Here is a 16,566-nt window from a genome sequence, read left to right on the forward strand (position 1 = left end):
GTCCCGGGGGCTTCCGCGTCCGCCCCCGGGGCTCCCGTGCCCGGTCCCGGCGACCGGACACACCGGTACGCCGGGCAGCACGCCGTCCTGCCGGGCACGCCGTGCTGTCGGACCCACCGCACCCACTGGATGTACCGCACCCACCGGACGTACCGCGCACGCGCGCACCTCGCACGCGCGCACCGCGCACGCCGGGCTCAGCGCGGCGGGCGTTCCGCCGTGATGTTCCGGTAGGCGATCTCCGCCAGGGCGCTCTGCCCGTCCTTGCTCGGATGGAACCAGTCCCAGCGGCTCAGCATCTCGTCGCCGAAGCGGTAGTCGAAGACCTCCCCGCCGTCGTAACGGCAGCGGGTGTCCTTGGCGCACACGTCCCTCAGGACGCCGTTGTAGTCCTTCACCCGCTGCTGCACGGCGGTCCGCCGCTGCTCGGCCCGGCTGCTCACGTCCTCCGCGTCCCCGAGCATCGAGGCACAGATCCCCAGCTTCCACACCGCCCGCCCCAGCGGGTTGTCCTTGCCGGTGGCCCACAGCCGCTTGAGGTCCGGCACGCTGGAGACGTACACCTGGGCCTTGGGGGCGGTGCGCCGCAGCTCCCGCAGGGCGCTCGTGAAGGAGGCGCGGAAGTCCGCCACCGGGGTCATCGCCTCGGCCGAGTCCCGGCAGGCGTCGTTGGCGCCGACCATCACGGTCACCAGCTCGGGCTGCCGCGCCCCCGCCTGGGTCATCTGCCGGGGGAGGTCGGTGATCCGGGCGCCGGTCCTGGCGTAGTTCCAGGTCCGGTCGGCGAGGTCGGCGGGCTCACCGCCGATCAGCCGCATCGCCAGGCTGCGCACCTCCTTGTCGGTGCCGGTGGCCCAGGACGCCTCGGGGCAGTCCGAGAGCACCAGACAGGCGTCGAAGGCGCGGGTGATGGAGTCGCCCACGGCGGCCAGGGTGTCCGGGCTGCGGTTCCAGACCGGGGCGGGGCGCTTCTTGGCGGGCGCGCCATGGGTCCGGGTCTCCGACGAACTGTCACATGCCGTGAGCGCCCCGGCGGTGAGCAGCGCGGCGACGGCGAGGGACGCCCCGGCGGCGGCCCGGCCCCTGCGCGGGCGCCCGGATTCCGGCCCGGCCGCCGGGGCCGCCGCCCCGGTCCGCGCCGTGCCGTGTGCCGTCCGGGCACCCGGGCGTCTGCCCGTGCCCCGGCCTGTGCCGCGGGCCCCTGGGGCCCCCTGCGTCTCGTCCATCCCGGTCTCCCCTCCGATTCGAAGCCCCCGAGGTCCTGCCGAGTGAAAGCGTCGTGCGTATGTCCGGGGACCGAGATTACGTCACCCCGGGGAGAGCCACGCAGGGTAGCTTTTCCCCGTCGGCCCAGAGGTTTCGCGCCCGGCGGCCCGGCGTTTCGGTAAATTACATCACGTCACATGCTGTCCCATTTGTGGAGATTAACTCCCGATGCTGTTTACTGAGGCCGCTGGGAAGGCGATCCTCGTCCCGTACTGGAGGTCCCGGTGACGACGCGTGGCGTTCTGTACGTTCACTCCGCACCGAGCGCGCTCTGTCCGCATGTCGAATGGGCGGTCGCGGGTGTGCTCGGTGTCCGGGTCCAGCTCGACTGGATCCGCCAGCCGGCCGCCCCCGGCACCTGGCGCGCGGAGTTCTCCTGGCAGGGGCGGCCGGGCACCGCGTCCAAGCTGGCGTCCGCGCTGCGCGGCTGGCATCTGCTGCGCTTCGAGGTCACCGCCGAGCCCTGCGCCACGGCCGAGGGCGAGCGCTACAGCGCCACCCCCGAACTGGGCATCTTCCACGCCGTCACCGGGATGCACGGGGACATCCTGATCCCTGAGGACCGGCTGCGGGCCGCGCTCCAGCGGGCCGCGCGGGGCGAGACCGAGCTGGCGGCGGAGATCGAGAAACTGCTGGGGAAGCCCTGGGACGACGAGCTGGAGCCGTTCCGGTACGCGGGTGAGGGCGCGCCGGTCCGCTGGCTCCACCAGGTCGTCTGACCCCGCCCGCCGCCCCGGCCCGCCGCTTCTTTGGCTTTCCGGTTCTCCGGCCGGGCGGCCCGTCGTTTCTCCGGTTCTCCGGCCGGGCGGCCCGCCGCCCCCGGGAACGCGTCGAGGCCCGTACCCCCTTTCGGGGCACGGGCCTCGTTCGTTCATGGATCTGTACGACGATCACCCGGTGATCGGCGGCACCGGGGTCAGACCGAACGGAACGCCAGCACCACGTTGTGGCCGCCGAAGCCGAACGAGTTGTTGATCGCGGCGATCGTGCCCTCCGGCAGCGCCCGCGGCTCACCGCGCACGATGTCGGCGTCGACCTCCGGGTCCAGGTCGTCCACGTTGATGGTCGGCGGAGCCGTCCGGTGGTACAGCGCCAGGACGGTGGCCACCGTCTCGACGCCGCCCGCGCCACCGAGCAGATGCCCGGTCATCGACTTGGTCGCCGAGACCGCGACATGGTCGAGGTCCTCGCCGAGCACCTGGCGCAGGGCCTTGACCTCCGCCACGTCACCCTGCGGGGTGGACGTCGCGTGCGCGTTCAGATGGACGATCTCCTGCGGCTTGAGGTCGGAGCTGTCCAGCAGGTTCCGCATGGCGGCGGCGATGCCGCGGCCCTCCGGCTCCGGCTGCGCGATGTGGTGGCTGTCGGCCGACAGGCCCTGACCCAGCACCTCGCAGTAGACCCGGGCACCCCGGCGGGCGGCGGACTCCGCCGACTCCAGGACGACCACGCCCGCGCCCTCGCCGAGGACGAAGCCGTCGCGGCCCTTGTCGTACGGGCGGGACGCCTTCTCGGGCTCCTCGTTGTTCTTGGACATCGCCATCATGCTGGCGAAGGCCGCCACGGGCAGCGGGTGGATCGCCGCCTCCGTGCCGCCGGTGATGACGACATCGGCACGGCCGCTGCGGATCATCTCCATGGCGTAGCCGATCGCCTCGGCGCCCGAGGCACACGCGGAGACCACGGAGTGCACGCCCGCCCGGGCGTTCACCTCCAGGCCCACATTGGCCGAGGGGCTGTTCGGCATCAGCATGGGCACGGTGTGCGGGGAGACCCGCCGCGCGCCCTTCTCCCGCAGGACGTCGTACTGGTCGAGCAGGGTGTTCACCCCGCCGATACCGGAGGAGATCACCGCGCCGAGACGGCTCGGGTCGATCTCACCGTCCTCGGCGGCGGGGCCGGTGAAACCGGCGTCCGCCCAGGCTTCCCGGGCCGCGATCAGCGCGAACTGCGCCGAACGGTCCAGCTTGCGGGCGAGCGGCCGGGGCAGTACCTCGGAGGGGTCCACGGCCGCGGTCGCGGCGATACGGACCGGCAGCTCGGCGAAGCGCTCGTCGTCCAGGAGCCTGGCCCCGGAGCGTCCGGCGAGCAGACCCTCCCAGGTTGACGCGCTGTCGCCACCCAACGGTGTGGTTGCGCCGATACCGGTGACGACCACGGTGCGATTGGTCGCGTTCACAGGAATTCATTCTCCACGTGTAGGGGGTGGTGCACTGAATGTCTACGGCGTCACCGCAAGGCGGCGACCAGCGCGTTCAACCCGGGACGGACAGGATCAGGCCTGGTGCTTCGCGATGTAGTCCGCGGCGTCGCCGACCGTCTTCAGGTTCTTGACGTCGTCGTCCGGGATCTTCACGTCGAAGCGCTCCTCGGCGGCGACGACGACCTCGACCATGGACAGCGAGTCCACGTCCAGGTCATCGGTGAAGGACTTGTCCAGCTGGACGTCCTCGACCGGGATACCGGCGATCTCGTTCACGATCTCCGCGAGACCGGCAACGATCTCTTCCTGCGTGGCGGCCATAGTGGCGCTCCTTCGATTCGTATAAGAGGGTGTGATGTCCGGATATTCCAGTCACCACGTCCGGGGACACCGGCCCGGGTCCGGTCGGGGAACCGGTCCGGGAGAGATCCGGTTGCCTAGGGGAGGGTAACGACCGTCGCCGCGTAGACGAGACCCGCCCCGAAGCCGATGACGAGCGCCGTGTCGCCGCTCTTGGCCTGACCGGTCGCCAGAAGCCGCTCCATGGCGAGCGGGATCGAGGCGGCCGATGTGTTGCCGGTGGTCTCCACGTCACGCGCGACCATGACGTGCTCCGGCAGTTTGAGGGTCTTCACCATCGAGTCGATGATCCGCATATTGGCCTGGTGCGGGATGAAGACGTCCAGTTCGTCGGCGGTGATCCCGGCGGCGTCCAGCGCCTGTTGGGCCACCTTCGCCATCTCGAAGACGGCCCAGCGGAACACCGCCTGGCCCTCCTGCGTGATGGCGGGGAACCGCTCCACCGTGCCGTCGCGGTACTCCGTCCACGGCACGGTCTGCATGATGGTGTCGGACTTGTCGCCCTCCGAACCCCAGACCGTGGGGCCGATCATCGGCTCCTTGGCGGGGCCGACGACCACGGCACCCGCGCCGTCGCCGAAGAGGAACGCCGTCGCCCGGTCCTCGGGGTCGGTCAGATCGCTCAGCCGCTCCACGCCGATGACCAGCACATGGTCGGCGGAGCCGTCGGTGATCATGCCCCGGGCGAGGGTCAGCGCATAGCCGAAACCGGCACAGCCCGCCGAGATGTCGAAGGCCGCGGGCTTCCCCGCGCCGATCTTGTCGGCGATCTCGGTGGCGACCGCCGGGGTCTGCTTGAAGTGCGAGACGGTGGCCACGATGACGCCGTCGATCTGCTCCGGGGTGATCCCGGAGTCGGCGATCGCCTTGCCCGCCGCCTCCAGGGACATCGCGCAGACGGTCTCCTCGGGGGAGGCCCAGTGCCGGGTGGCGATGCCCGAGCGGGAGCGAATCCACTCGTCGGAGGAGTCGATCTTCTCCAGGATCACCTCGTTCGGCACGACCCGGGTGGGGCGGTAGCCGCCCACGCCCATGATCCGCGCGTACGGGGCACCCTTGCTGGGCTTGATCTTCGCCATGTGAGGGGCTCTCCTTGTCTGACTGCGTGGCCTGGTCGGGCGGTACGGGCCCGGTCAGGCCGCTGTGTGCTCGGCGGCGAGTGCGCGGGCCGCGTCGAGGTCGTCCGGGGTCTTCAGCGCGAGCGTCCGCACCCCCGGCAGCGCGCGTTTGGCCAGCCCGGTGAGGGTGCCACCGGGGCACATCTCGATCAGCGCGGTGGCACCGAGTGCCGCGAAGGTCTCCATGCAGAGATCCCAGCGGACCGGGTTGGCCACCTGTCCCACCAGCCGCTCGACGACCTCGGCACCCGTGGGGACGGTCTGCCCGTCCTTGTTGGAGACATACGACAGTACGGGGTCGGACGGGGTCAGCCCCGCCGCGGCCGCGGAGAGAACGGCGACGGCCGGCGCCATATGGACGGTGTGGAAGGCGCCGGCCACCTTCAGTGCCACGGCCCGGCGGGTGCCCTCGGGCAGATCGCCCGCGAGCGCCGCGAGCTGTTCCATCGTGCCCGCGGCCACGATCTGTCCCGCGCCGTTCACATTCGCCGGGGTGAGACCGAGCCGTTCCAGATGCGGGAGCACCGTCTCGGGGACGCCCCCGAGGAGCGCCGACATGCCCGTCTCGGTGACGGCGGCGGCCTCGGCCATCGCCAGCCCCCGGGTGCGGACGAAACCGAGCGCGGCCCGCTCGTCCAGCACGCCCGCGAGCACGGCGGCGGTGATCTCGCCGACGCTGTGTCCGGCGACGGCGCCCGGGGACACCTCGCCGAGCGCGCGCGCGGCCAGCAGACCGGCCGCGACCAGCAGCGGCTGCGCCACGGCCGTGTCACGGATCTCGTCCGCGTCGGCCTTGGTGCCGTAGTGGACGAGGTCCAGGTCAAGGGCGGTGGACCACTCCCGCAGGGAGTCTTCCGCGCCGGGGAGGTCGAGCCAGGGAGTCAGGAAGCCGGGCGTCTGGGCGCCCTGGCCGGGAGCTACGAGTACGAGCACTCTCACACTCTCTCTCGACCACGGGTCCGGCCGCCCGTGGGGACAGGGACGAAGAACCGTCAGTGACTTTGTTGGTGTCCCACAAAACGTCAGAGCGGGGAATCTCCGTCGGCCAAGCGTCCGAGGATGAGGGCGATCCGCAGCGTGAAGGCCGAGCGTACATCGGAGGGTGACCAGCCGGTGACGTCAGTCACACGTCGCAGCCGGTAGCGCACGGTGTTGGGATGGACGAAGAGCATCCGCGCCGCGCCCTCCAGGCTGCTCGCCTGCTCCAGGTAGACGCTCAGCGTCTCCAGCAGAGCGGAACCCGCCTCCTCCAGCGGTCTGTAGATCTCCTCCACCAACTGCTCGCGCGCGGCAGGGTCGGCGGCGATGGCCCGCTCCGGCAGGAGATCGTCCGCCAGAACCGGACGGGGGGCGTCCTGCCAGGCGGCGCAGGCCCGCAGCCCGGCCGCCGCCGCCTGCGCGGAGCGGGTCGCGGCCAGCAGGTCCTGCACCACGGGACCGGCCACCACGGGACCCGCCGCGAACGGACCGATCAGCGACTTCGCGACCTGGAGCGGGCTGTCGCTGCCGCCCGCGATCACCACCAGACGGTCCCCGAGCACCCCCGTGAGCACCTGGAGCTTGGCGTGCCGGGCGGCCCGCCGGATCGCCTCCACCGTCAGCTCGCTGTCGCCGTCGGGGGCGGTGCCGAGGATGACGCAGACCCGGTCCGGGGAGTTCCAGCCGAGCGCGGCGGCCCGGGAGACGGCGCCCTCGTCGGCCTCGCCCGACAGGACGGCGTTGACGACCAGCGACTCCAGCCGGGCGTCCCAGGCCCCGCGTGCCTCGGCGGCCTGCGCGTACACCTGGGCCGTCGCGAAGGCGATCTCCCGGGCGTAGACGAGCAGCGCCTCGCGCAGCACCGATTCGTCACCGGGCGCGGCGACCTCCTCGATCGCCGACTCCATGACCTCGATCGTGGTGCGGACCATCTCGACGGTCTGCCGCAGGGTGATCGCGCGGGTCAGCTCGCGCGGAGCCGTGCCGAAGACATCGGTGGAGATCGCCTGAGGGGCGTCCGGGCGCCGGAACCACTCGGTGAACGCGGCGATACCGGCCTGGGCGACCAGGCCGATCCACGACCGGTTCTCCGGGGGCATCGCCCGGTACCAGGGCAGCGTCTCGTCCATGCGCGCGATGGCGTTGGCGGCGAGCCGGCCGGATGACTGCTCCAGGCGGCGCAGAGTCGCGGAGTGCGGGTGGGCGTTGTTCGTTGCGGGTTCGGGCACGGGGACAAGAGTGCCTTATCAGGACGGCGGAGTTGAGTGCCGGGGGCCATCGGACCCGCCGGGCCGGGACCGGAATACCGCGCGGGCGGTGGCGGAAGGCCCGATGGGAGTACGGCCGGGGCCCGCCGTGGCCTACCGTGGGGGCGTGATCGACGTACGCCGCGCGGGGGACCGCCACCGGGGCGGGGAGCCGGACCGGGGCATCGGCACCCGGCACTCCTTCTCCTTCGGGGCCCACTACGACCCCGACAACCTCCGCTTCGGCGCGCTCATCGCCTGCAACGAGGAGTCGCTGGCCCCCGGCGCGGGCTTCGCCGAGCATCCGCACAGCCACACCGAGATCGTCACCTGGGTCGCCGAGGGCGAGCTGACCCACCGCGACTCGACCGGCACCGCCACCGTCGTACGCCCCGGGGACCTCCAGTACCTCAGCGCGGCCTCGGGGGTGCGGCACACCGAACGCAACGACGGGGACCGCCCGCTGGTCTTCGTCCAGATGTGGCTCGCCCCGCTGGAGCCCGGCGGGGAGCCCCGGTACGAGGTGGTGCGCGGACTCGGCGACACGGCCGACGGCACCGGGTACCCCGTGCCCCGGGCGGGCGCGGTGCTCCGGGTGCACCGCCCGGCCCCCGGGGAACGGGCGCCGCTGCCGCTCGCTCCCGCCGTCCATGTGCAGGTGGTACGGGGTGCGGTGCGGCTCGACGGGACGGGCGGGGCCGACCGGTCCGACGGTGTCGGCGGGGCGGTGCTCGGGCCCGGGGACGCGGCCCGGATCAGCGGCGGGGAGCCCGTGGAGCTGGTGGGGACGGCGGGCCCGGCGGAGGTGCTGGTCTGGGAGATGGGCGCGCCCGGTACGCCCCGCTGAGCCGCCGCGGCGGATGCGCCTGGCCCCGGATCGGCCGCGCCCGGTACGCCCCGCTGAGCCCGGTGGCGGTGCGCCTCAGCCGCGCGCCGCGCCCAGTTCGGCGAGGACGGCGTCCGTGAACGGCGGCCACGCCTCGATCGCCCAGGGGCCGAAGGGCCGGTCGGTGAGGGCCACGCACGCGGCGCCCGCGTCCGGGTCGACCCAGAGGAACGTCCCCGACTGTCCGAAGTGTCCGAAGGTGCGGGGCGAGGAGGAACGGCCCGTCCAGTGCGGCGACTTGCCGTCGCGGATCTCGAAGCCGAGGCCCCAGTCGTTGGGCCGCTGGCGGCCGTAGCCGGGCAGCAGCCCGTCCAGACCGGGCCAGGCCACCGTCATCGCCGACAGGACCGTCCGCGGGTCGAGCAGCCGGGGCCGCTGCACCTCGGCCGCGAACCGCGTCAGATCGGCGACGGTCGAGACCCCGTCCTTGGCGGCGGACCCCTCCAGCGCCGTCGACGTCATCCCCAGCGGCTCCAGTACCGCCTGGTGCAGATAGCGGTCGAAGGGGATGTCCGTCACCTTGGCGACATGGTCCGCCAGGGCCTCGAACCCGGCGTTGGAGTAGGTGCGGCGCTCGCCGGGGGCGGAGGTCGCCCGGTGCTCGTCGTGCGCGAGGCCCGAGGTGTGCGCCAGCAGATGGCGGACCGTCGAGCCCTCGGGGCCCGCGGGCTCGTCCAGCTCGACGGCGCCCTCCTCGTAGGCGACGAGCACCGCGTACGCGGCCAGCGGCTTGGTGACCGAGGCCAGGGGGAAACGGTGGTGCTGCGGGCCGTGCGCACCGGCGACCGTGCCGTCCGCGCGGACCACGGCAGCGGCGGCCGTCGGTACCGGCCAGTTCTCGATCGTCGCCAGGCTCTGCATGGTCATGAGCCTAAGCCCTGGCGGCGGCGGCCCCCAGGGGCGGGTTCCGGTGCCGGGGGACTTTTCCGCTTGCTTGGAGTGGGCTCCAGGGTTCTAGCGTGGAGGTATGACGCTGATGGACAGCAGCAGCCCGGCGCAGACGCGGTCCGGGGCGGGGGAGCGGTACACGATCAGCGAGGTCGCGGCGCTGACGGGGCTCAGCGCGTACACACTGCGCTGGTACGAGCGGATCAAGCTGTTGCCCCACGTCGACCGGTCGCACACCGGTCAGCGCCGGTTCACAACGAGTGATCTCCAGTGGCTCGCCTTCGTGGGCAAGCTGCGGCTGACCGGGATGCCGGTCGCCGACATGGTCCGCTTCGCGGAGCTGACCCGCGAGGGCGAGCACACCGTGCGCGAGCGGCGCGAACTGCTGATGCGGACCAGGAAGGACGTCCAGGACCGCATCGACGAGCTCCAGGGCACGCTCGCCGTGCTCGACTACAAGATCGACTTCTATGGCGGCGCCCTGCGGGGGCCCGACGGGTGTGCCACCGGCTTCCCGGGGGACCCGGCCGCTTTCCCGGGGGACCCGGGAGCGCGGCGCCTCTCCGCGGCCCCGGCCGCCCCCGATCACGCAGACGACAAGGACTGAACCTCCGATGAGCGAGCAGCAGAGCGGACAGCAGATCGAACGGATACGCCTCGGTGCCGAAGGACCCCTGGTCGGGGTGCAGGGCCTGGGCTGCATGGGCATGAGCGAGTTCTACGGCGCGACGGACGACACCGCCGCCCGCGAGACCCTCGCGGCGGCGCTGGACGCCGGGGTCACCCTCTTCGACACGGCGGACATCTACGGCCGGGGGGCCAACGAGGAGTTCCTGGCCCCGTTCCTCGCGGACCACCGGGACGAGGTCGTCATCGCCACCAAGTTCGGGGTCGAGCGGACCGACGACCCGGCGTACCGGGGGGTGCGCAACGACCCCGGCTATGTCCGCGAGGCCGTCGAGAGGAGCCTGCGGCGGCTGGGCATCGAGGTCATCGACCTCTACTACATGCACCGCAGGGACCCCGCCGTGCCACTCGCCGAGTCGGTGGGCGCCATGGCCGAGCTGGTGGAACGGGGGCTGGTGCGCCATCTGGGGCTGAGCGAGGTCACCGGGGCGGAGCTGCGCGAGGCGCACGCCGTCCATCCGATCGCCGCGCTCCAGTCCGAGTGGTCGCTCTTCAGCCGGGACGTGGAGCGCACCGCGGTGCCCGCCGCCGCCGAGCTGGGCATCGCGATGGTGCCGTACTCCCCGCTCGGACGGGGCTTCCTCACCGGCGCGTTCAGCGGCCCCGGCGCCACCCTGTCCGCCGGCGACTACCGGAGTCATCTGCCCCGTTTCACCGGCGGGAACGCGCGGGCCAACGCCGAACTGCTCGCCCCCGTCCGCAGGATCGCCGAGGCGCACGGCGCCACGACCGGGCAGGTCGCGCTCGCCTGGGTGCAGCAGCGGTCCGAGGCGCACGGGCTGCCCGTCGTCCCCATCCCCGGCACCCGCAAGGCGTCCCGGCTCCGTGAGAACACCGCCGCGACCCGGCTGCGGCTCACCGCCGCCGACCTCGCCGCACTGGAACCGATCGCCGGCCGGGTCGCGGGCGACCGCTACCCGGACATGACCTTCACCTCGGCGGCCCGCGAGTAGCGCCCCGCCGCGGGGCTCAGACCGCGCCCGGTCGGACCAGGCCCGACTCATAGGCGAAGATCACGGCCTGGGCCCGGTCCCGGAGCCGGAGTTTGGCGAGGATGCGGCCGATATGGGTCTTGACGGTCTGCTCGGCCACCACCAGCCGTTCGGCGATCTCCAGATTGGAGAGGCCCTGCGCGATCAGCTCCAGTACCTCGGTCTCCCGGGGCGTCAGCTCCTTCGGCCGGTGCCCGGTGCCCTTGCGCGGCGCCGGGTGCCGGGCCGCGAAATCGGCGATCAGACGGCGGGTCACGGAGGGCGCGAGCAGCGCCTCGCCCGCCGCGACCACCCGGACCGCCGCGATCAGATCGGCGGGCGGCGCGTCCTTCAGCAGAAAGCCCGAGGCACCCGAGCGCAGTGCCTCGTACACATAGTCGTCCACGTCGAAGGTGGTCAGCATGAGGACCCGGGGTCCGCTCACGCCCTCCGGGCCGGAGCTCGGGGCTGGTTCGGAAGCAGGGGGCCGGGCGGCCAGGATCTCCCGGGTGGCCGCGAGGCCGTCCAGCTCCGGCATCCGCACATCCATCAGCACCACGTCCGGGCGGGCCGTGCGGGCCGCCGCGACCCCGGCGCGGCCGTCCGCCGCCTCACCGACCACCTCGATGTCCGGCTGCGCCGACAGCAGCGCGGCGAAGCCCGCCCGCACCATGGCCTGGTCGTCCACGATGAGCACTCGGATGGTCATGGCTCTGATCCGTCCCCCGGGGTGGTCCCGGGCGCTGTCAGCGGCAGACGCGCGGCCACCCGGAAACCGCCGTCCGGCAGCGGACCGGTGTCCAGCGTGCCGCCGGTCAACCGTACGCGCTCCCGCATCCCCACCAGGCCGTGGCCCGTGCCCGCCCCCTCCAGCGGGGAGACGGGCGCCCCGGCCGCGCCATTGACGACCAGGACCACCAGATCGGTGCCGTCCGACGTCACCGACACCCGGGTCTCGGCCCCCGGGGCGTGCCGGACGACGTTCGCCAGCGCCTCCTGGACGATCCGGTACGCCGACAGGTCCACCGCGGACGGCACCCCCTCCGGGGCCACCCCCAGCGCGAGCCGCGCGGGCACTCCCGCCCGTACCGTCGCCTCCACGAGCTGCTGGAGCCGGGACAGCCCCGGCTGCGGGGCCAGCTCACCACCGGCGCTCTCGCTGCGGAGCACCGCGAGGAGCCGCCGCATCTCCGTCAGGGACTCGCGCGCCCCCGACGCGATCGCCGTGAACTCCTCCCGCGCCTGCGGCGGAAGCCCCTCGATCCGGTACGGGGCCGAGTCCGCCTGGACCGTGATCACCGACATGTGGTGGGCGACCACGTCGTGCAGCTCCCGCGCGATCCGGGCCCGCTCCTCCAGCAGCGTCCGCCGGGTGCGCTCCTGCTCGCTGATGGTCTCCTGGGCCGCGAGCCGCCGCTGCGCCTCGCCGCGCTCCCGCAGCGCGCCCGTGAACAGCAGCACCACACCGCTGAGGACGGTCAGCAGCACATGGGTGCCTTCGCTCCGGGTCTGCGACACCAGCTCGAAGGCCATCCCCACCGCCGCGGTGGCCAGCCAGACGGCGAGCAGGGTCCGCCGGGTCTCGCGCAGCCCGAGGAAGACCATCAGCACCAGATAGCCCACGATGCCGGGCATCGACCAGGGCCAGGTGCCGCCGTCGTCGTTCAGCCCGGGGGCGAGAAGCACGACGACCGCGCCGAGGACATCGGCGGCGCCGACGATCCACCACGCCTGGAGCGGCCGGGTCACCGCCAGCAGCAGCGGCAGGGCCTGCGCGGCGGACAGCAGCAGGGCGACCGAGTCGTTCATCCGGTGGAAGTCGGAGAACTGGAACATTCCGATCGGCACCAGCAGGGCGACGATCACGGACGTGACCACATACGGCAGCCGTCGCGCCAGTGGTCCGGCGGAGGCGGCGAGCGGAGTGGGGGCGTGGGTGGGGGTGGCGAGCGCGCGTATCAGCAGCCGGGACTGCTGATACGCGGAACGCCACAGCGGGGGCTGGGTCGGCTGGTTCATGGCTCCGCCAGCCTAGGCAGGCCCCGGGGACCGGGTCGTCATACCCGGGTCGTCATCTCCGCGTCGTACCCGGGTATCACGCGGTGGCCCCCGCCTGTCCCGCCCCGCGCTTCCGCCCGATGGCACCAGTCCCTCCGGCCCGCTGTCCCGTCGTTCCGCCCCGTGTGTCCGCCGGGTGCGGCCCGCCGTCCCCCGGCCCGGTCCGCGGTGGACCGGGCACGGCGGGAGGACGGGAGCGGGGCCCCGGCGGTGCGCGCGGGCGCGGCGGTCACAACTCCGCGAGCAGCTCCGCCTTCTTGCAGTGGAACTCGTCGTCCGTGACCAGACCGGCGTGGTGCAGCTCCCCGAGGTGCCGGATGCGCTCGGCGATGTCCGCGGGGTCGCGGCGCGCGGAGCCGATGGCGGGCACCGGGGAGCGGCCCGACTTCTGCACGGACGCCAGGACGGCCGCCGCGAACGGCAGCGACTCGTGCACCGGGCCGTTGCGCGCGCCGAACACCACCGCGGCGGGGTCCTTGTCGACCTGCGCGGGACGGCTGGGCTCCGCCCGGGGCAGCAGCCGCAGATAGCCGTCGGGGGCGTCCGGCGAACGCCACTCGACCCCGGTCAGCTCGCTCACCGCGAAACTCTGGTCGCCCGCCTTCCACTTCGTGGACGAGGCGCCCGTCCACGACCAGCGGAAGCCGACGTTCTCCCCGTCGAAGGAGGCACGGGCGTCATACGCCTTGAAGTGCAGCGGGGCGCTGGGGGCCGCCACCGCGTACCGCTCGGCGGGCCGGTCCGCGTCGGCGGACAGCACCGCGCGCAGCTCCTGCGCCCAGAACCCGGCCAGCGCCTCCTTGTCGGCCGGGAGCACCAGCCGATAGGGGTCGTTCTCCTCCCTGAGCTGACCCGCCGCCGCCTCCATCAGCGGGTCCGCGCCCGGCCGGGGGGCCAGCCGCAGGACCACGGTCCCCCGCTTGCCCGGGGAGAGAACCACCGACGCCAACGCCTCGTGGGGGATGCGGCGTTCGCGGAGCGCCTGGAACAGCTTCGGCGTGCGGTGTCCCCGTTCAAAGCGGATGTGCACGGAGTCGGTCTCGAACTCCCAAGTGGCTTGAATTCCCGCCAGTACATCACCCATACGCCTCATCGTAGGCGTCGCGGGGCCGCGCGTCGCCCCTTGCGCGCAACCTGCCGTTCACGATGCTCTACGCGCGTCAGGCCGCTGCTTCGCCGTGAATATCACTGCGGCAGGTGTCGTCGGCGCCCGCGCAGCTCACTCCGTGGTAGGCACCGACCCCTATCGCGGCGAAGTTCACCACACTTTCCGTACCCGGCTCGAAATAGCCGCTGTGGCCGATAGCTCCCGCGGCCGACACCACCCGTGCCCCGAACTCGGGTGCGACGGGGTCCTCGCCGTGGCCGAGTCCGCCGACCTCCAGATGGGGGACGGCCCCGATCCAGTCGTCGCCGTCCCGGGTCGCCCACACCCGGGCCCGGGCCCCCAGCTCGGTGACATGGGACGCGCGCATACCGGGGCTGCCCGCGACCGCGATGTCGGTCACCCGGGCGGGCAGTCCGCGCGCGGCGAGCCCGCAGACCACCGAGCCGTAGCTGTGGCAGAACAGCGCGACACCGGCCCGCCGGGGCAGCGCGTCGGCCAGCGCCGTCAGCCGCAGGGCGCCCTCCTCGGCGAGCCGCCCGGTCACCGAGTCCATGCCGAGGCCGACGGGCGCGGTGTAGTCGGCCCAGGCGATGACGGCGGTACGGGTGCCGGGGGCGGCGGCCCGCTCCGCCGCGTACAGCGACTCGGCCATCCCGACCGGCGCGGAGTACCGGCGGGAGGTGCGCTGGAAGGTGAGGAGATGGGTGTCGACACCGGGGACGATCACGGAGATCCGCTCCGCCCGGTCGAGGTCGCCGAGGACTTCGGCGACCCGGCCCCGGCCCGCCGGGTCGAAGGCGAGGATCTGCCGCCCGGGCCGCATCAGGGCCTCCAGCCGGTGCACCCGCCGCAGGGCGAGCCGGCGTCCATGGGGGCTGAGCGGGGCGGTCGCCAGCCGGGCGCGCTCCTGCCCCAGCGCACGGCCCAGCGCGATCCGGTTGGCGCGGTAGCGCAGGGCCGCGGGCGCGCCGTTGAGGTTGCCCACGACCAGGGGGAACCGCCGCGCCAGCCCCTGGCGCCCGGCCGGGCCCACCGAGGCGAGGAACGCCGCCGTCCGCGCGGGCGGACCGTCGGCGTCCGGCAGCGGCCGCCCCAGCACCCGTGCCGTGCGCCACTGCGCGAGCTGGGCCGCCCGAGGGTCGCGCGGGGTGCCGCTGTGCCGTACGGCGGTCCAGCCGGTGGTCGCCAGCATCAGCAGCACCACGACGAGCGCCAGCGCGGTACGGCAGACGGCGGGCGCGGGGGAGGGGCCGAAGGAAATCACTGCGGGACACCCTAGGAGAACGTGCCCCGAACTCGGACGAACCGTGAGGCAGATCACGTGTGAAACGCCGCGTACAGGGGAAAGGGCGCCGCTGCGGGCCGCCGTCGCCCCGGGTCGGCCGGGTGCCCGCCGCCCCGGCCGGGCGCCGGGTACGGACGTCAACCCGCCGCGCCGGACACCACCCCTGAGGGTGTCCCCCGTCCGGGTGGCGCCGACGGGATCCGGGGGCGGGCGCCGACCCGGCGGGACAGGGTGCGGTCGTACCATCCGAACGACATCCCGGGGGAAGTCATGCGCCCATCCGCCGCCGCCGCGACCGCCGTCCCCGTCGCCGCCCTGCTGCTCGCCCTCACCGCCGCGCCCGCGCCCGCGTCCCCCCTGCCGCCGCTGTGGCGCGGGGAGTGCGCCACGGGGGCGCTCTGCCTCTGGGAGCGGGAGGGCTTCCGGGGCGCGCGGCAGACGCACGAGCTGTACACGACGGAGATCGACAGCTGTGTGCCGCTGCCGCCGGGCACCACGGCCGGTTCGCTCGCCAACCGCGCCGGACGCCCGGTCACCACATACCAGTCCGGGGAGTGCGAGGAGACGGGAGAGTTCGAGACCTACCCCGGCTCGGGCACCTGGGTGCCCCGTTCCCCGTATCTGATCCGGGCGTTCAAGCTCTGGGAGAGCTGACGGAATCCGCGCCCCCGGCCCCCTGCCGCGGCAGCCGCGCCCCCGCAGCCGCGGCACCCGGGGCCGGGGTCGCGGTGCCCGGCGCCGCCGCACCCGGGGGCGCGGCCGGGGCGCCCGGTGCCGGTGCCGGACCCGACAGCACCGCCACCTGCTCCCGCAGCGCCCGGACCTCCGCCGTCAGCGCCTCCAGCAGCTCCGTCTGCCGCCGCCCCGCCGCGTCCTCCCGTTCGAAACGGGAGATGAACCAGGCCGCGATGTTCGCGGTCACCACACCCAGCAGCGCGATCCCCGACAGCATCAGCCCCACCGCGAGCACCCGCCCCAGGCCGGTCGTCGGGGCGTGGTCCCCGTACCCGACCGTCGTCATCGTGGTGAAGGACCACCACACGGCGTCATCGAGGGTGCGGATATTGCCGCCGGGCGCGTTCCGCTCCACCTCCAGCACCGCCAGCGAGCCGAACATCATCAGCCCGATCACCGAACCGCCGACATACACGGTCAGTGTGAGCTGGGAGGCCATCCGGGCCCTGCGGCCCACCAGCAGCAGGAGCGAGACCACCCGCAGCAGCCGCAGCGGGGCGAGCAGCGGCAGGGTCACCGCCAGCAGATCCAGCGGATGCCGCCGGACGAACTCCCACCGCTCCCGGGCCAGCGCCAGCCGTACGAGATAGTCCACCGCGAACACGCCCCAGACCGCCCACTCCGTGACCGCGCAGAGCCGGAGCACCCAGCCCCGCGCCCCGGGGGAGACGATCGGGACCGCGTACGCCACCGCGAAGGCCACCGCGAGCAGCAGCAGCGGTGTCTGGGTCCGGGACTCCCAGCGGGTCAGTCGTGTGCGTTCCGTCATGGCGGGC

At 73.4% G+C, this 16,566-nt stretch carries 16 protein-coding genes and 1 pseudogene; 5 read left to right on the forward strand and 12 right to left on the reverse strand.

Annotation, left to right across the window (positions count from 1 at the left end):
- Window positions 1-197: 197 nt before the first annotated feature.
- Entirely contained in the window at window positions 198-1,226 is a 1,029-nt protein-coding gene (locus CRV15_RS20285; RefSeq protein ID WP_003960375.1) for an SGNH/GDSL hydrolase family protein, read from the reverse strand.
- Between the two features lie 264 nt (window positions 1,227-1,490).
- Here CRV15_RS20285 and CRV15_RS20290 point away from each other — a divergent pair, with 264 nt between their 5' ends.
- On the forward strand, window positions 1,491-1,985 hold the full coding sequence (locus CRV15_RS20290) for a DUF3145 domain-containing protein (RefSeq protein WP_003954072.1): 495 nt from the start codon (window positions 1,491-1,493) through the stop codon (window positions 1,983-1,985).
- Between the two features lie 197 nt (window positions 1,986-2,182).
- Here CRV15_RS20290 and fabF read toward each other — a convergent pair whose 3' ends face one another.
- The 5 genes from fabF to CRV15_RS20315 form a co-directional block, all read right to left on the reverse strand.
- Window positions 2,183-3,445, reverse strand: a complete 1,263-nt coding sequence (fabF, locus tag CRV15_RS20295) for a beta-ketoacyl-ACP synthase II (protein WP_003954073.1) — start codon at window positions 3,443-3,445, stop codon at window positions 2,183-2,185.
- Window positions 3,446-3,541: 96 nt separating this feature from the next.
- Window positions 3,542-3,790 carry an acyl carrier protein gene (locus CRV15_RS20300; RefSeq protein WP_003954075.1) on the reverse strand — a complete coding sequence of 83 codons (249 nt, stop codon included), beginning with the start codon at window positions 3,788-3,790 and terminating at the stop codon, window positions 3,542-3,544.
- Window positions 3,791-3,906: 116 nt separating this feature from the next.
- Complete coding sequence (locus CRV15_RS20305) at window positions 3,907-4,908, reverse strand: ketoacyl-ACP synthase III (protein ID WP_003954076.1); 1,002 nt, start codon at window positions 4,906-4,908, stop codon at window positions 3,907-3,909.
- Between the two features lie 54 nt (window positions 4,909-4,962).
- Entirely contained in the window at window positions 4,963-5,880 is a 918-nt protein-coding gene (locus tag CRV15_RS20310) for an ACP S-malonyltransferase (protein WP_009996103.1), read from the reverse strand.
- An 89-nt stretch (window positions 5,881-5,969) separates the two neighbouring features.
- The gene (locus tag CRV15_RS20315) at window positions 5,970-7,154 is read right to left on the reverse strand and encodes a PucR family transcriptional regulator (protein ID WP_003954078.1); all 1,185 of its coding nucleotides are present in this window, start codon (window positions 7,152-7,154) and stop codon (window positions 5,970-5,972) included.
- 103 nt (window positions 7,155-7,257) lie between these two features.
- On the opposite strand from CRV15_RS20315, the gene CRV15_RS20320 reads away from it, so the two are divergent.
- On the forward strand, window positions 7,258-8,019 hold the full coding sequence (locus tag CRV15_RS20320; RefSeq protein WP_003960373.1) for a pirin family protein: 762 nt from the start codon (window positions 7,258-7,260) through the stop codon (window positions 8,017-8,019).
- A 75-nt stretch (window positions 8,020-8,094) separates the two neighbouring features.
- On the opposite strand, the gene CRV15_RS20325 is transcribed toward CRV15_RS20320, so the two are convergent.
- Window positions 8,095-8,925: a serine hydrolase domain-containing protein gene (locus CRV15_RS20325; RefSeq protein ID WP_003954080.1), complete on the reverse strand. Its 831-nt coding sequence runs from the start codon at window positions 8,923-8,925 to the stop codon at window positions 8,095-8,097.
- A 100-nt stretch (window positions 8,926-9,025) separates the two neighbouring features.
- On the opposite strand from CRV15_RS20325, the pseudogene CRV15_RS20330 reads away from it, so the two are divergent.
- Window positions 9,026-9,445 (forward strand): annotated as a pseudogene (locus tag CRV15_RS20330) (MerR family transcriptional regulator); the annotation flags it as partial.
- Between the two features lie 115 nt (window positions 9,446-9,560).
- Window positions 9,561-10,586, forward strand: a complete 1,026-nt coding sequence (locus CRV15_RS20335) for an aldo/keto reductase (protein WP_003954082.1) — start codon at window positions 9,561-9,563, stop codon at window positions 10,584-10,586.
- A gap of 16 nt (window positions 10,587-10,602) precedes the next feature.
- On the opposite strand, the gene CRV15_RS20340 is transcribed toward CRV15_RS20335, so the two are convergent.
- From CRV15_RS20340 to CRV15_RS20355, 4 genes are all read right to left on the reverse strand, one after another.
- Complete coding sequence (locus CRV15_RS20340) at window positions 10,603-11,313, reverse strand: response regulator (protein ID WP_003960371.1); 711 nt, start codon at window positions 11,311-11,313, stop codon at window positions 10,603-10,605.
- Window positions 11,310-12,623 carry a sensor histidine kinase gene (locus CRV15_RS20345; RefSeq protein WP_003954084.1) on the reverse strand — a complete coding sequence of 438 codons (1,314 nt, stop codon included), beginning with the start codon at window positions 12,621-12,623 and terminating at the stop codon, window positions 11,310-11,312. The genes CRV15_RS20340 and CRV15_RS20345 overlap by 4 nt, the downstream gene beginning before the upstream one ends.
- A 268-nt stretch (window positions 12,624-12,891) precedes the next feature.
- Window positions 12,892-13,746, reverse strand: a complete 855-nt coding sequence (locus CRV15_RS20350; RefSeq protein WP_003960370.1) for a DUF4429 domain-containing protein — start codon at window positions 13,744-13,746, stop codon at window positions 12,892-12,894.
- 76 nt (window positions 13,747-13,822) lie between these two features.
- Window positions 13,823-15,034: an alpha/beta hydrolase gene (locus CRV15_RS20355; protein ID WP_009996100.1), complete on the reverse strand. Its 1,212-nt coding sequence runs from the start codon at window positions 15,032-15,034 to the stop codon at window positions 13,823-13,825.
- A 291-nt stretch (window positions 15,035-15,325) separates the two neighbouring features.
- Between CRV15_RS20355 and CRV15_RS20360 the strand changes: the two genes are divergently transcribed.
- Complete coding sequence (locus tag CRV15_RS20360) at window positions 15,326-15,709, forward strand: peptidase inhibitor family I36 protein (RefSeq protein ID WP_009996099.1); 384 nt, start codon at window positions 15,326-15,328, stop codon at window positions 15,707-15,709.
- Here the strand turns inward: CRV15_RS20360 and CRV15_RS20365 are convergent.
- Entirely contained in the window at window positions 15,690-16,559 is an 870-nt protein-coding gene (locus CRV15_RS20365; RefSeq protein ID WP_009996097.1) for a potassium channel family protein, read from the reverse strand. The genes CRV15_RS20360 and CRV15_RS20365 overlap by 20 nt on opposite strands.
- Window positions 16,560-16,566 lie beyond the last annotated feature (7 nt).

It is taken from the genome of Streptomyces clavuligerus (genome assembly GCF_005519465.1).
In the GTDB taxonomy this organism is placed as follows: Bacteria; Actinomycetota; Actinomycetes; order Streptomycetales; family Streptomycetaceae; genus Streptomyces; species Streptomyces clavuligerus.